This window comes from Brachybacterium sp. AOP43-C2-M15 (assembly GCF_052446295.1).
Classification (GTDB): domain Bacteria; phylum Actinomycetota; class Actinomycetes; order Actinomycetales; family Dermabacteraceae; genus Brachybacterium.
Genome location: NZ_JBQSWB010000004.1, coordinates 35104 through 49530, shown reverse-complemented (window position 1 = coordinate 49530; position 14427 = coordinate 35104). Strand labels below are relative to the sequence as shown.

Genomic DNA, 14427 nt, shown 5'->3' with positions numbered 1-14427 from the left:
GTGGGTGCGACCTCCTGCCTTCTGCGACCGCGGCCCGCAGAGGCCCGATGTCTCGGCGGGCACATCGACGTCACGCACGAGGGTGCCCAGTTCTGTCCGGCGCTGTTCTGCCCGGTGTCGGTACCTCTGGCCCAGAGGCCCGATCTTTGATGGAATGCGCGTATGAGGTCAGAGTCGCACCCGGAACCGTCCTCGCCGTGGGACCGCCCCCTCGTCCCCACGCCCGCCCAGCTCGCCTGGCAGAAGGATGGGCTCGGGGTCTTCTTCCACGTCGGAGTCAACACCTTCGCGGGGAGGGAATGGAGCGACGGCACTCTTCCGCCGCAGATCTTCGACCCCTCGGACCTGGACGTCGAGCAGTGGGTCGACGTCGCCGAGGACCTCGGCGCGAGGTACGTCGTGCTCACCGCCAAGCACCATGACGGCTTCTGCCTCTGGCCCACCGCCACCACCGACTACTCGGTCGCGTCGTCGCCGTGGAGGGACGGACAGGGCGATCTCGTCGGCGAGCTCGCCGAGGCCTGCCGCCGCCGCGGCATGAAGCTCGGTCTCTACCTCTCCCCGTGGGACCGCAACGCCCCGCAGTACGAGGACCCGGCGGACTACGACGAGTTCTACCTCGCTCAGCTGCGCGAGCTGTGCACCGACTACGGGCAGCTGCACGAGCTGTGGTTCGACGGCGCGGGCTCCGCGGGCCGGGAGTACGACTGGGAGCGCATCGGCGCACTCATCGACGAGCTCCAGCCCGGGGCGATGGTGTTCAACATGGGGCCGGCCACGATCCGCTGGGTCGGCAACGAGGACGGGCTGGCGAGCGATCCGGTCCGGTACGTCACCGACTCGACCGATCTGAACAACTACGACGACGTGATCGAGCCCGGCGAGCCCCGGTACCTCCCGCCCGAGTGCGACGTCTCGCTGCGCCAGGGATGGTTCTGGCAGCCCGGCGAGGAGTCCAAGACGCTCCCGCACCTGCTCGCGATCCACGACCGCTCGATCGGGCTGGGCGCGAACCTGCTGCTGAACATCCCGCCCGACCGTCGCGGACGGATCGACGAGGCCGACGCCGCACGGGTCCGCGAGGTCGCCCAGGCGCTGCGGGACCGCTTCGGTTCCCCGCACGAGGGCGTCCTCCACGTCGAGGACGGCGCGGTGCACGTCGATCTCGGCGAGGAGCTCGAGTTCGACCACGTCGAGCTCGTCGAGCGCCTCGAGGAGGGCCAGCGCGCTCACTCCCATCGCATCCTGGCCCAGGACGGGACCGAACTGGCCCTCGGCGGCACGATCGGCATCCGCCGCCTCCATCGCCTGCCCGCCGCGGTCCGCACGGCGGGTCTGAGGATCGAGATCGCGGGCGAGGGCGCACGTCTCGAGGCGGTCCGGGTGCACGACGCGACCGGCGCGCCGGTCCCGGACCTGGCCGGCGCCGACCGCGCGCCCACGGTGGCGCCCGAGTCCTGAGCGCCGGGTGCCGGGCGCGGGCTCCCGAGCGCAGGGCCCGCGCAGGACCTCGGCCCGGAGCGTCCCGTCACGCCCACGGCGAACAGCGGTCACGCCCGCGGCGAACAGGCGGGGAATCCTCCGCCGATCCGCGTAGTCTCGATCCATCACCACCACCGGACGGGGGAGGACCATGTTCGAACGCTTCACCGATCGCGCCCGCCGCGTCGTCGTCCTGGCGCAGGACGAGGCTCGGCTGCTGAACCACAACTACATCGGCACCGAGCACATCCTGCTCGGCCTGATCCACGAGAACGAGGGGGTCGGGGCCAAGGCCCTCGAAGCCCTCGGCGTCTCGCTCGACGCCGTGCGCGAGCAGGTCCGCGACATCATCGGCGAGGGCAACCAGACGCCGTCGGGCCACATCCCCTTCACGCCCCGCGCGAAGAAGGTGCTCGAGCTGAGCCTGCGCGAGGCCCTGCAGCTGGGGCACAACTACATCGGCACCGAGCACATCCTGCTCGGACTGCTGCGTGAGGGCGAGGGGACGGCCGTCAAGGTGCTCTCCCGCCTCAAGGCCGAGCCGTCGGCCGTGCGCCAGGAGGTCATCGAGCGCCTCTCGGGCTACCAGGGCAAGGAGCCGGCCAACGCCGGCGGCCCCGCCGAGGGCCAGCCCTCGGGCTCGCTCGTGCTGGACCAGTTCGGCCGCAACCTCACCCAGGCCGCCCGCGAGGGCAAGCTCGACCCGGTCATCGGTCGGGACATGGAGGCCGAGCGCGTGATGCAGGTGCTCAGCCGCCGCACCAAGAACAACCCGGTGCTGATCGGCGAGCCCGGTGTCGGCAAGAGCGCCGTCGTCGAGGGTCTGGCCCAGTCCGTGGTCGCCGGCGACGTCCCGGAGACCCTCAAGGACAAGCAGCTGTACACGCTGGACCTGGGCTCCCTGGTGGCCGGCTCCCGCTACCGCGGTGACTTCGAGGAGCGCCTGAAGAAGGTGCTCAAGGAGATCCGCACCCGCGGCGACATCATCCTGTTCATCGACGAGATCCACACCCTCGTGGGTGCGGGTGCCGCCGAGGGCGCGATCGACGCCGCGAGCATCCTCAAGCCGATGCTGGCCCGCGGCGAGCTGCAGACCATCGGCGCGACCACGCTCGAGGAGTACCGCAAGCACATCGAGAAGGACGCCGCGCTCGAGCGCCGCTTCCAGCCGATCCAGGTCGACGAGCCCTCGGTCGCCCACACCGTGGAGATCCTCAAGGGCCTGCGGGACCGCTACGAGGCGCACCACAAGGTGACCATCACCGACAGCGCCCTGGTCGCCGCCGCGAACCTCGCCGACCGCTACGTCAACGACCGCTTCCTGCCGGACAAGGCGATCGACCTGATCGACGAGGCCGGCGCCCGGCTGCGGATCCGTCGTCTCACCGCGCCACCCGAGCTCAAGGAGTTCGACGCGAAGATCGAGTCGGCGCGCAAGAAGAAGGAGGAGGCGATCGACGGGCAGGACTTCGAGCTCGCCGCCTCGCTGCGCGACGAGGAGCAGACGCTCAAGACCGAGCGCGACGAGAAGGAGAAGGCCTGGCGCCACGGCGAGTCGGACGTCGTGACCACGGTCTCCGAGGAGGTCATCGCCGAGGTGCTGGCCGCCTCGACCGGCATCCCGATCGTCAAGCTCACCGAGGAGGAGTCCTCGCGGCTCATCCACATGGAGGACGAGCTGCACAAGCGCGTCATCGGGCAGAACGAGGCGATCAAGGCCGTCTCGCGGGCGATCCGTCGCACCCGTGCCGGGCTGAAGGATCCCAAGCGTCCGGGCGGTTCGTTCATCTTCGCCGGCCCCACCGGCGTCGGCAAGACCGAGCTGGCCAAGGCGCTCGCGGAGTTCCTGTTCGGCGACGAGGAGTCGCTCATCCAGCTGGACATGTCCGAGTTCGGGGAGAAGCACACGGCCTCGCGCCTGTTCGGCTCGCCCCCCGGCTACGTCGGCTACGACGAGGGCGGGCAGCTCACCGAGAAGGTGCGCCGCAAGCCGTTCAGCGTCGTGCTGTTCGACGAGGTGGAGAAGGCCCACGTGGACATCTTCAACTCGCTGCTGCAGATCCTCGAGGACGGTCGTCTCACCGACTCGCAGGGCCGGATGGTCGACTTCAAGAACACCATCATCATCATGACCACCAACCTTGGCACCCGGGACATCGCCAAGGGCGTGTCCATGGGCTTCACCGCGGGCGGCGACCTGAACACCGACTACGAGCGGATGAAGTCGAAGGTCCACGAGGAGCTCAAGCAGCACTTCAAGCCCGAGTTCCTCAACCGCGTCGACGACGTGGTGGTCTTCCCGCAGCTCTCGATGCAGGAGATCGTCCAGATCGTCGACCTGGAGATCGCCAAGCTCGAGACCCGTCTGCGCGACAAGGACATGACGCTCGTCCTCACTCCCGGGGCGAAGGACCTGGTGGCCGAGAAGGGCTACGACCCCGTGCTCGGTGCCCGCCCGCTGCGCCGCACCATCCAGCGCGACATCGAGGACACTCTCTCGGAGCGGATCCTGTTCGGTCAGGTCCAGGTCGGCGACGAGATCGTCGTCGACGCCGAGGGCGAGGGCCTGCTCGGCGAGCTGACCTTCGCCCGTCGCAGCGAGGGCGGTGAGCTCGAGGCGATCTCCGAGGTGATCGATGTCGAGTCGATGACCCAGGCCCGCGCCGAGGACGCCACCCACGCCGACGGCGCGGGCGCCCCGGACACGGACAGCGCGGAGGCCAGCGCCTCCTGACCGCCGGTGCCGGCCGCGCCCCGCGGGGACGCGGCCGGCACCGCTGCTCCGCACGGGCGTCCGGCCCGGCGCGGGCATCACCTCGGGACCGGTGGCACCGGATCCGGGATCCCCGTACCGAGGGCCTGACCGCAGCGGTCAGGGCCCGGAGGCCGTCGACGGAGAGGACGCATGGGCGAGCTCATCGACTGGCTGCTGTCACTGACCGGACAGGTGGAGGACTGGATCCTGGGCGTCGCCGACGCCTGGTGGGTCCATCTCGTGGTCTACCTGTTCGCGGCCCTCGACGGCTTCTTCCCGTCGGTGCCCAGCGAGTCGACGATCGTCACCCTCTCCTCCCTCTGGTCCAGCTCCGGCCGGCCCTCGCTGATCCTGCTCGGGCTCGCGGCCTGGCTCGGCGCCTGGACCGGCGACAACATCGGCTACCTGATCGGCAGCAAGATCGGCTGGGAGCGCTTCCGGTTCCTGCGCGAGGGCCGGGGCCGCAGGGCCGTGGAGGCCGCCGACCACGGACTGCAGAACCGGGCCCTGGTCTTCCTGATGACCGCCCGCTACATCCCCTTCGGCCGCACCGCCGTGAACCTGGTGGCCGGGGCTGTGCACTACCCCCACCGGCGCTTCTGGCCCCGCTCGCTGCTGTCCACCTTCGTCTGGGCGGTCTACTCCTGCGCGATCGGGGCGGTCGCCGGAGCGTGGTTCGAGGACCATCATCTGCTCGCGATCACCGTCGCCCTGATCGCCGCGGTGGTCCTGGCCCTCGTGCTCGAGCGGCTGATCGCCGCCGGCCACCGTCGTCTCGATCGGCGCGCGGCACGGCTCGCCGCGGCCGAGCACGGCGCCGCGGTGAGCTCCGACGCCGACCCGGCGCACAGGGCCTCCGAGAGCGGCACGGCCCCGGCGGACGGCGACGACCCCGCGCCCCGACGGGCCACCGCCGGTGCCGAACCGCAGGACATCAGCCCAGCACAGGGAGAGGACCGACCCGCATGACCCTCACCATCCGCCCCGCCCTCCCGGCCGACGTGCGCGGCATCAACCGCCTCGTCGAGCCGATGACGCACACCGGGATCCTGCTGGGCAAGGACCTCGTCTCCTACTACGAGGCGGTCCAGGAGTTCCTGGTCGCGATCGACGAGGAGGGGGAGGTGCTCGGCTGCGGAGCGCTCCACGTGATGTGGGAGGACCTCGCCGAGGTGCGCACCCTCGCGGTCCACGACAGCCAGCGCGGCACGGGTCTGGGCCACCGCATGCTGGTCGCCCTTCTCGAGCGCGCCGCGCAGCTGGGCCTGCAGCGGGTCTTCTGCCTGACCTTCGAGGTCGAGTTCTTCTCCCGTCACGGCTTCGAGGTGATGAGCGACGTCGTCGACCCCGACGTCTACAACCAGCTGCTGCGCTCTCCCGACGAGGGGATCGCGGAGTTCCTCGACCTCGCCCGGGTCAAGCCCAACACCCTCGGGAACACGCGCATGATCAAGACTCTCGGGAGCGCGGAGGCCCTCGGGAGCGCGGAGGGCCTCGGCCGCGGGGACTGAGCGCTCAGGGAAGGCGCAGCCCCGCCCCCTCGCGCACGGCCAGTCCGTCCTCGACCAGTGTCGTCGCGCAGCGTCGCACCCGCTCCGCGTCCTCGGGGTCCAGGGTGAGCATCGCCGCGTCCGAGGCCGCGCCGTCCTCTCGCAGCAGGGCCATGATCTGCCCGCGCATCTGTCGGTCCGTGCCCTCGAACGCCTGGCGTCGCCGGGCCCCCTCCGCGGCGGCGGGGCGACCGGCGGCGACCCAGGCGCACCCGCCGTCGGCCAAGGGGCACTCCTCGCAGCGGGGCGAGCGGGCGGTGCACACCAGGGCGCCGAGCTCCATCACCGCCTGGTTCCAGGCCACCGAGCGCGGGCGCTGCGCCGGCAGGCTGCGGGCGGCGAGGTCCCGCTCGGCGGCGCTGTAGGAACGATCCGGCAGGGCGTCGCCGCGCAGGCTGCGCGCGAGCACCCGGCGGATGTTCGTGTCCACCACCACCGCCCGCTCGTGGTGCGCGAACGCCGTGACCGCGGCGGCGGTGTACTCGCCGATCCCGGGCAGCGCGCGCAGGGCGACCTCGCCCCGTGGCACGCGGCCGCCGTGCTCCCGCACGATCGCACGGGCGCACTCCTGCAGTCGCAGTGCACGGCGCGGATATCCCAGCCGGTCCCAGCGGCGCAGCACCTCGGCGGTGGGGGCGTCGGCGAGATCGGCCGGGGTGGGCCAGTGCTCCATCCAGTCCTTCCAGCGGGGGAGCACCCTGACCACGGGGGTCTGCTGGAGCATCACCTCGGAGACCAGGATCGACCAGGCCGTGGCTCCGGTGTGCCGCCAGGGCAGGTCCCGGCCCTGATCCCCGAACCACGTGATCACGGCGTCGATCCCCGCGTCCTCCATCGCCGGCGCGGGCTCGGGGGCAGCGACGGCGCGGGCCGGGACCGTCCGGTCCCGGCCCGCGCCGTGAGGAGGCGGTGCCTCGGCACCGTTCATGCTGATCAGACCTGCGGGGTGGTCCCACCGGGGGCAGTGCCGCCGGACTCGGCGGTGCCGCCGCGGTGCGCGGTGAGCGCATCGCGGATCTCGGTGAGCAGGACGATGTCCTCCGAGACGGCGATCTCCTCCTCCTCGGGCAGACCGCGGCGCTTGCGGTCCATCTTCCGCGCGGCGGAGATCGGCAGGACGAAGACGAAGTAGACCACGGCTGCGGTGATCAGGAAGGCGATGACCGCGGAGAGGACTGCGCCGATGTCGACCTTGGTCGACTCGTTCGTGATGGTGAAGGCGAGACCGTCGACGTTGTCGCCGCCGAAGACGTTGATCACCGGCTGGATGAGGTTGTCGACGAACGCACCGATCAGCGCGGTGAAGGCGCCACCGATGACGACACCCACCGCCAGGTCGATGACGTTGCCCTGCATGACGAATTCCTTGAAGCCCTTCATGGGGTGTTCCTTCTCGGGTCGGGGATGAGGGAGGAGCCGCGGGAGCGACTCCGCACGGACTTTAGCCGATGACGGCCACCACCAGCGAGGCCGCGCCGAGGGCGTGAGCGACTTCTCCCGCGCGGGAGCGGTCCACGGCGACCAGTGCCGGCACCGTCCCCGGGGCGGCGGTGCCGAGCGCGCCGGAGGCCTCCGGATCGTCGGCCAGGGCGATGAGCTGGGCGGCGACACGGCCGGAACCGCCCGTCATCGGGTCCGGGGCGAGAAGCTCGAGGTCCCTCCCGGGGCGCAGCTGCGGGGCGAGCACGTCGGGGACGGGCACCACCATCAGCACGGCGCCGTCCGGGACGGCCATGTCGGCGGTCCCCTCGAGCATCCCGGGCAGCAGCGGGGTGCCGGCGGTCAGCGGGAGCGCGGTGGTGCGTCCGAGCAGATCCTCCGGGGCGACCGCGGCGTCGTCGGGGACGAGCTCCGCGGCGACGCGCACGGAGCGCAGATGCTCGGGAGCGAGCTCGGTCCCGGCAGGGATCGGCTCGCGCACGACGACGACCTCGACGCCGCGGACCGACGGCGGCAGCAGCGAGGGGAGCATCGCGGCCGTCGCGAGGGCGAGGGCGAGGAGGGCGAGGAGGCGGCGGCGCCGGCGCAGGGCACGGCGCCAGGAGGGCAGCTGGCTGCGGAGTCGGGTGAGCATGGACCGACGCTAGGCGTGCCGCTCGCGCCGCGGGCGCGGGACGTGCGGGGTGTGGACGAGCGGGCCTGGGGAGGAACGGTCCTCGCCGGGCTCAGGACCTCAGGAACGCCGGACCTCAGGACCTCCGGGCCTCAGGACCTCCGGACCTCAGGACGCGGCGGGGACCGGCTGCGCGCTCGAGCCGGCCGACGAGCTCGAGGCGTTCGACGAGCTCGAGCTGTCCGAGGAGGCGCTCGTCGGCGAGGCGCCGTCCGAGGAGGTGCTCGCGGCGGAGCCCTCGGCCGAGGCACCCGCGGACGCCGTCGAGGCACCCGAGGTCGCCGAGTCGGTGGAGTAGAAGCCCGAGCCCTTGAAGACGATCCCCACGGAGTCGAAGACCTTCCGCAGTGCGTCCTGTGCGCACTCGGGGCAGCTCACCAGCGAGTCCTCGCTGAAGCTCTGGTACTGCTCGAAACGGTGCCCGCAGTTCTTGCAGGCATAGACGTACGTGGGCACGCGAGATCCTCCGGAGGGTCGAAGCAGGGGGTCGCTCCAGGGCGACCGACGCCGATTCTACGACGCCCGGGGCTCAGGAGCGCCCGGACGTGACCAGCGAGACGAGTCCGTCGGCCGTGAGCACCGTGGGGATCGGCACATCGTGCGCCGCGCGCGGCAGGGCTCCCGCCTCGAGCAGCTCCTCGGGGTGGACCACGGCCACCACGGGCGTCCCGGCCGGCACCGAGGTGAGAGCCCTGTCGTAGTAGCCGGCCCCGTGCCCGAGGCGGGTGCCCGAGCGGTCCACCGCGAGAGCGGGGGCGAGCACGAGCACGGCCTCGGCGAGGGCGTGCGGGCCCAGGCGCTCGCCGTCGGGCTCCTCGCCGAAGCCCCGGCCCGGGGAGTCGTGGAAGGCGGAGCTCCCGTCCCAGGTGATCCACTCGAGCTCGCGCCCTGCGGCGGCGGGGAAGACCAGGCGGGCGCCGGCCCGGGAGAGGCGGCGGGCCAGGGGCAGCACATCGGCCTCGGTGGGCGTCGGGTGGTACGCAGCGACCAGCGGCATCGGGACGGTCCTCGCCGTCCCGGCGGCAGGCTGCGAGCCGTCGCCCCCAGGGGCCCGCTCGCGCCCGGTCGGGCGGTCGGCCCCTGGGGACAGGGAGGCCTCGGGGGGACGGGCGAGCCCGGCGCCACGGGCCGCCGATGCGGAGATCGCCTGTTCCACGGCTCGCACCAGCGGGGCGGCGTGCTCGAGGATCTGCGCGGCCTCACGCTCCCGTCGAGCCGCGCCGGTGCCGCCGTGGAGCTCCGCACGACGGGTGCGCAGCCGTCGCCGCAGCTCCTTCTTGCGCGACGCCGTCGTCTCCTGGTCCATGCCCCCAGGCTCCCACAGCCCGTGCCCGGGCGATCGCCGGCCGCGGCGCTCGGATCCCGTGCGGTGCTCGGCTCCCGGCCGAGGCGGCTCGGGCCCGCCGCCGCGTGGGGAGGGCGGGGGCGGAGGTCGAAGGCGAGGGCGGAGGGCGGGGCCCTGTCGTCGCGGCAGGGCGGCCGGATCCGTCTACGATGACGCGATGGTTCACGTATGGCCGCTCGCGCTGCACGACGGAGAGCTGACGCTGCGGCCGCTGCGTCGGCGGGACCGTGCCGCCTTCGAGCAGCTGCGTGAGCGCAACGCCGGCTGGCTGCGGCCCTGGGACGCGAGCGATCCCGAGCAGTTCCGAGGGGTCCCGGACTTCCGCAGCCTGCGCCGCGGGAACGAGGAGCAGGCACGGCTGGGCACCGCGCTGCCGCTCGTCATCACCGTGCGCGGCCGCCTGGTCGGTCAGATCACCGCCGGGCCCATCCAGTACGGCGCCCTCCGCTCGGCGGTGCTGGGCTACTGGATCGACCGGCAGGCGGCGGGACGCGGCGTGGTGCCGCGCGCGGCCGCGCTCCTGATCGACCATCTCTTCGCCGAGCTCGGCATGCATCGGGTCGAGGTGACCGTGCGACCGGAGAACGCCGCGAGCCTGCGCGTGGTGCAGAAGCTCCATCTGCGCCCCGAGGGCATGCGCCGTGCCGCGATCCACGTCGACGGCGCCTGGCGGGACCATCTCGTCTTCGCGCTCACCGCGGAGGAGGTCGCGACGGACGACGACGGGCGCGGTGTGCTGAGACGCCTCCGCCGAGAGTTTCCTCCCGACACGCCCAGGACGTGACCAGGGGAATCACATCGATGTCATTAGGGTGTCGGTGTGGAGTCGATCAATCTCGGAGCCGTCCTCTTCGGCATCCTGCTGCTGCTGTGGCTGGTGTACGCCCTGCCGCGCACGGCGAGCCGTCGTGAGGTGATGGGTCGCGCCCGAGCCGCGGACCATACCGAGATGACCTCCCAGGCGCGGGACCTCTCCGCGGCCGTCCACGCCCGCCGCACGCCCACCGAGGGGAACCCGCCCATGTCCCAGGACCGCCTGATCCTGCGCCCCGCCGATCCCACCCGCCGTCCGCGCTTCGACGCCGCGCCCGGCACCCGCATCGATCCCGTGCAGGAGCGGGCGCGGTCCCGCCGGCTGATGGGCGTGGTGCTCGGCGGCCTGCTGCTCGGCACCGCCGCCCTGGTCGTCCTCGCAGCGCTCGGCGCCGTGACCTGGTGGATCCCTGCGGTCGCCGTCGTCGGGCTGAGCGTCTATCTGGTGGGGCTGCGCCGCGCGGAGCTCGATCGCCGTGCCCGCGCCACCCGTGCTCGCCAGGAGCGGGCCCGGGCCGAGACCGCGCTGCGCCGCGAGGCCGACGCCGAGCGCGCGTCGGCAGGGGCGGAGGCGGCCGCTCGCACCGCCCTCCCGGAGCCGGCGCCGCGCATCGCCCTGGAGACCGCCTCGCAGCGCGCGGCGGAGCAGGTGTCCCGGCCCGGCGAGTGGACCCCGCGCCCCGTGCCCCGGCCCACCTACGCCCTGCGCGGCGAGGTCGACGACCTCGCCAGCCGCCACGCGGCGCACCGCCAGAGCATGCTCGCCACGTCCGTGCCGCTCGAGAGCGAGCGCGTCGAGGAGATCGAGGCCGTCGACGAGGGCCTCGCCCCGGCGCAGGACCTGCAGCTCGACGAGATCCTCGCCCGCCGCCGGGCCTGAGGGACGGGCCCATCGCGCTCCGGACCGGCGCCCACGGGGCCGGCACTCATGGCACCGGCCCCCGCCCGCCCCGGAAGCGACCAGGGCGGACTAGCCTGGCAGGGATGAACACCACCGCGCCCCGCACCCCGTCCGCCTCCGTCCCCTCGCCCTCGCTCCTGCTGGAGATCGCGCTCGCCGCCTCTCATCTGGCCGCCGAGTACCTGCGCGGCCTGGACCGCGACGGCCTGGACCGTGAGTACAAGACCTCCAGTCACGACATCGTCACCGAACACGACCGGGCGAGCGAGGAGATCATCGTCGCCGAGCTGCGCCGGCTGCTGCCGGGCGCCCGGATCGTCGGCGAGGAGGGCGGTGAGCGTCCCGCCGAGGTCCCGGCCGCGAGCGCGGGCGACGCCGCGGGGGCCGCCGCCGGAGGGCAGGTCAGCTTCTACGTCGACCCCATCGACGGCACCAGCAACTTCGCGGCCGGGCTGCCGCTGTTCTGCATCTCCATCGGCGTGGCCGTCGACGACGAGCTGGTCGCCGGCGTGATCGACGCCCCGATCCTCGGTCAGGTGTTCGCCGCTGCGGACGGCGAGGCGACCCTCAACGGCCGGGTGCTGCGGCCGCGCGCGACCCATGACGCCGCGGACGCCCTCGTGCTCTCGGGCTTCCCCGGGCAGCGCCTGGGCACCCGGTTCCCGGACTTCGCCGCCGGCGCCCAGCGCCGTCTCGAGGACGGCGTCTCCTGCGTGCGCCACCTCGGCTCGGCCGCGCTCGAGCTCGCCTACGTCGCCGCCGGCTGGGCGGACGCGACCTCCCTGGGGACGATCAACTCCTGGGACATCGCGGCCGGCTTCCACATCCTGCGCCGTGCCGGCGGCAGCGTGCGCACCTGGCCCGGGGAGGCGGGGGAGCAGCGCCCCGACCACCTGCAGCCCGCCTACGTCGCCTGCACCGGTCAGGAGCGCCTCGCCGTTCTCGACGAGCTGCACGAGGAGCTCCAGGAGCTCCGTGACTCCCAGCAGTGATCTCGGCTGTGACCTTCGTCAAGACGCTGTCGTCGATGCGACAGCACCGCGGCGTCGGTGCTAATCTGTCGAGGTCGCTCAGCGGCATGGGGCTATGGCGCAGTTGGTAGCGCGTCTCGTTCGCAATGAGAAGGTCGGGGGTTCGAATCCCCCTAGCTCCACCCACGGACCCCCTGGTCGGAACACCGATCAGGGGGTTCCTGCATGCCCGGGCCGGCTCCCGGTGCGCCCGACCCGGTACGCTCGCTGCGGGAACCGCTCGGGAGCCAGGGGAGGAAGCCGATGACGAGCAGTATCGTGCTGATCCACGCCATCCGCTCCTCCCGCACCATGTGGAAGGGGCAGCGGCGGCGCCTGCGCGAGTGGGGCTTCGAGGTGATCGCCCCGGACCTGCCCGGCCACGGCCGCCGTCGCGGCGAGAGCTTCACCCTGGAGGGCGCGCTGGCCACGATCGACGAGGCGGTCTCCTCCTGCGAGGAGCCGCCCCTGCTGGTCGGGCTCTCGCTCGGCGGGTACCTGACCCTGCACTGGGCGGGCACGCATCCCGGTCGTCTGGCCGGGGTGGTCGCCGCGGACTGCACGATCGTGCCGGGCCCGGCGACAGCGCGGCTGTACGGCCTGTGGATCACGATGAAGGACTGGCTGCCGGGCGACTCGGACGCCCGGGTGGCCCGCGCCTTCGCCCGCCGTCACTCCCGCAAGGCCGCGAAGCGCTACTACGGCGGCGGCCGCGCCCACGGGGTGGTCCGTGCCGTGGTGCGCCTCATCGGCGGGCTCGATCTGCTCGCGGACGTGTCCGGGATCGACGTGCCGCTCACCCTCGTCAACGGCGAGCACGACCCCTTCCGACGGCACGAGGCGCAGTTCCTCGAGGCGGCCCGGCACGGCGAGCTGGTGATCCTCGCGGACGCCGGTCACATCGCGAACCTCTCGCGCCCCCGGCGCTTCGCGAAGCTGCTGCGGGATCGGGCCCGGGCCGTGGCACCTGCCCGGGCGTCCGCATGACGGGCGCGCTCCTGGCCGAGCCCTGGCCGGTGGTGCTCGTCCACGGCACCCGCACCTCCCACAGCCAGTGGGACCTGCAGCTGCCGGCCCTGCGCGCCGCCGGGCACGCCGTGCGCACCCCGGACCTCCCCGGGCACGGACGACGTCGCGGAGAGCCCTTCGCCCTCGAGGCCGCGATCGCCGCGATCGAGGAGCAGGTGCGCGGGGCCGCGGACGCGACCGGGCTGCCCGTGCACCTCGTGGGCAGCTCGCTCGGCGGGATGCTCGCGATCCATGCGGCCGCGCAGCTCGTCGGCAGGGCCGCTGTGCAGCGCGGTGACGGGGCAGCGGTGCGGCAGGGCGGGGAGGCCACGGCGTCGCACGGCGGCGTGCAGGGCCCGGCCGGCGGAGCGCTCGGCTCGCTGACCGCCTGCGGCGCCGCTCTGCAGCCCACCCCGCTGCTGGCCCGCCTCTACGCCCGCCTGGTCGTCTCCGCGGACCTGGTGCCCGGGATGGCCAGCGGAGGCGCGCCCCTGTTCACCGCGCTGCTCGGGGTCGACGGCGCCCGCGCGTATCACCGCGGCGGCCGGGCCGACATCGAGGTGGTCGCCCCCGCCTTCGCCGCGCTCGCCTCCCTCGACCTCGCCGCGGACCTGCGGGGCCTCCCGGTCCCGGTCACCTTCCTCCACGGCCGCCGCGACCAGATGCGCTGGGACGAGCGCGTCTTCGCCCGCGCCGCACCGCGCGGCCGTCTCGAGCTGCTGCCCTACGGCACCCACATGGTGAACCTCAACGCCTCGCACCGCTTCAACGCCGATCTGCTGCGGATCCTCGCCCGGGCCCAGCGCGAGGTCGAGCAGGGAACCGTCGAGGTCGCCGAGGGGTCGTAGGCTGGGGGGATGGACCGCCCCACCCTGCGCGTCGGCTTCGTGCCCGGCGTCGAGCCCGATCGCTTCCTGCGCCGCTGGAAGTCCGGCCGCCGCGCGGCCTGGCTCGCCCTGACCCCCGTCCCGCTCTCCCGGCAGCGCGAAGCGCTCACGGAGGGCGAGGTCGACATGTGCTTCGTGCGCCTCCCGCTGCCCGCGGACGATCTGCACGTCGTGCCCCTGTGGGAGGAGCGGGCCGCGATCATGGTCGGCACCGAGAACGTGCTGAGCCTGCTCGACGAGGTCGGGGAGGAGGATCTCGCGGAGGAGACCGAGATCCCCTCCGCCCATGCGGACGACGCCGCCGAGCGGATCGCCGTCGCCGCGACCGGTGTCGGCTTCACCCGGGTGCCCCTGTCCCTGGCCCGGCTCCACCACCGCAAGGACGCCGTCTCCCGGCCGCTGCGCGACGCCGCTCCCACCCGCATCGCCCTCGCCTGGCCCCGTACGGCGGACGATCCGCTGCGCCAGGAGTTCGTCGGCGTCGTGCGCGGCCGCACCGCCCGCTCCAGCCGCTGACGACCCCGTGGCCCGCACGCCCCCTCTCGCCCCCCATCGACCGCCAT

15 protein-coding genes and 1 tRNA gene are annotated in these 14427 nt (G+C 73.2%); 11 read left to right on the top strand and 5 right to left on the bottom strand.

The features are described from left to right. The first annotated feature begins 162 nt into the window (after positions 1 to 162). The 4 genes from ACT3SP_RS05455 to ACT3SP_RS05440 all read left to right on the top strand — a co-directional run bounded on the left by ACT3SP_RS05455 (position 163) and on the right by ACT3SP_RS05440 (position 5748). Positions 163 to 1461, top strand: coding sequence for an alpha-L-fucosidase (locus ACT3SP_RS05455; RefSeq protein ID WP_444586241.1), 1299 nt, complete (start codon positions 163 to 165; stop codon positions 1459 to 1461). A 172-nt stretch (positions 1462 to 1633) separates the two neighbouring features. Beyond that, positions 1634 to 4216 carry an ATP-dependent Clp protease ATP-binding subunit gene (locus ACT3SP_RS05450; RefSeq protein ID WP_444586240.1) on the top strand — a complete coding sequence of 861 codons (2583 nt, stop codon included), beginning with the start codon at positions 1634 to 1636 and terminating at the stop codon, positions 4214 to 4216. A gap of 171 nt (positions 4217 to 4387) precedes the next feature. After that, positions 4388 to 5206 carry a DedA family protein gene (locus ACT3SP_RS05445; protein WP_444586239.1) on the top strand — a complete coding sequence of 273 codons (819 nt, stop codon included), beginning with the start codon at positions 4388 to 4390 and terminating at the stop codon, positions 5204 to 5206. Next, complete coding sequence (locus ACT3SP_RS05440) at positions 5203 to 5748, top strand: amino-acid N-acetyltransferase (protein WP_444586238.1); 546 nt, start codon at positions 5203 to 5205, stop codon at positions 5746 to 5748. The genes ACT3SP_RS05445 and ACT3SP_RS05440 overlap by 4 nt, the downstream gene beginning before the upstream one ends. A 4-nt stretch (positions 5749 to 5752) precedes the next feature. Here the strand turns inward: ACT3SP_RS05440 and ACT3SP_RS05435 are convergent, their stop codons facing one another. The 5 genes from ACT3SP_RS05435 to ACT3SP_RS05415 form a co-directional block, all read right to left on the bottom strand. Continuing rightward, positions 5753 to 6622 carry an A/G-specific adenine glycosylase gene (locus tag ACT3SP_RS05435; RefSeq protein ID WP_444586448.1) on the bottom strand — a complete coding sequence of 290 codons (870 nt, stop codon included), beginning with the start codon at positions 6620 to 6622 and terminating at the stop codon, positions 5753 to 5755. A 98-nt stretch (positions 6623 to 6720) separates the two neighbouring features. Then, positions 6721 to 7167 carry a large conductance mechanosensitive channel protein MscL gene (mscL, locus tag ACT3SP_RS05430; protein ID WP_444586237.1) on the bottom strand — a complete coding sequence of 149 codons (447 nt, stop codon included), beginning with the start codon at positions 7165 to 7167 and terminating at the stop codon, positions 6721 to 6723. A 61-nt stretch (positions 7168 to 7228) separates the two neighbouring features. Further along, positions 7229 to 7861: an SAF domain-containing protein gene (locus ACT3SP_RS05425; RefSeq protein ID WP_444586236.1), complete on the bottom strand. Its 633-nt coding sequence runs from the start codon at positions 7859 to 7861 to the stop codon at positions 7229 to 7231. 147 nt (positions 7862 to 8008) lie between these two features. Further along, entirely contained in the window at positions 8009 to 8356 is a 348-nt protein-coding gene (locus tag ACT3SP_RS05420; protein WP_444586235.1) for an FmdB family zinc ribbon protein, read from the bottom strand. A gap of 73 nt (positions 8357 to 8429) precedes the next feature. Continuing rightward, positions 8430 to 9206: a 5-formyltetrahydrofolate cyclo-ligase gene (locus ACT3SP_RS05415; protein WP_444586234.1), complete on the bottom strand. Its 777-nt coding sequence runs from the start codon at positions 9204 to 9206 to the stop codon at positions 8430 to 8432. Positions 9207 to 9402: 196 nt separating this feature from the next. Between ACT3SP_RS05415 and ACT3SP_RS05410 the strand changes: the two genes are divergently transcribed. The 7 genes from ACT3SP_RS05410 to ACT3SP_RS05380 all read left to right on the top strand — a co-directional run bounded on the left by ACT3SP_RS05410 (position 9403) and on the right by ACT3SP_RS05380 (position 14380). Then, on the top strand, positions 9403 to 10029 hold the full coding sequence (locus tag ACT3SP_RS05410) for a GNAT family N-acetyltransferase (protein WP_444586233.1): 627 nt from the start codon (positions 9403 to 9405) through the stop codon (positions 10027 to 10029). Between the two features lie 36 nt (positions 10030 to 10065). Then, on the top strand, positions 10066 to 10938 hold the full coding sequence (locus ACT3SP_RS05405) for a hypothetical protein (RefSeq protein WP_444586232.1): 873 nt from the start codon (positions 10066 to 10068) through the stop codon (positions 10936 to 10938). A gap of 104 nt (positions 10939 to 11042) precedes the next feature. Next, entirely contained in the window at positions 11043 to 11951 is a 909-nt protein-coding gene (locus ACT3SP_RS05400) for an inositol monophosphatase family protein (RefSeq protein ID WP_444586231.1), read from the top strand. Between the two features lie 88 nt (positions 11952 to 12039). Then, positions 12040 to 12112, top strand: a tRNA-Ala gene (locus ACT3SP_RS05395). A gap of 121 nt (positions 12113 to 12233) precedes the next feature. Then, positions 12234 to 12956, top strand: coding sequence for an alpha/beta fold hydrolase (locus ACT3SP_RS05390; RefSeq protein WP_444586230.1), 723 nt, complete (start codon positions 12234 to 12236; stop codon positions 12954 to 12956). After that, complete coding sequence (locus ACT3SP_RS05385; protein WP_444586229.1) at positions 12953 to 13825, top strand: alpha/beta fold hydrolase; 873 nt, start codon at positions 12953 to 12955, stop codon at positions 13823 to 13825. Before ACT3SP_RS05390 ends, ACT3SP_RS05385 begins: the two co-directional genes overlap by 4 nt. A gap of 9 nt (positions 13826 to 13834) precedes the next feature. Further along, on the top strand, positions 13835 to 14380 hold the full coding sequence (locus ACT3SP_RS05380; RefSeq protein WP_444586228.1) for a LysR substrate-binding domain-containing protein: 546 nt from the start codon (positions 13835 to 13837) through the stop codon (positions 14378 to 14380). Positions 14381 to 14427: the final 47 nt, after the last annotated feature.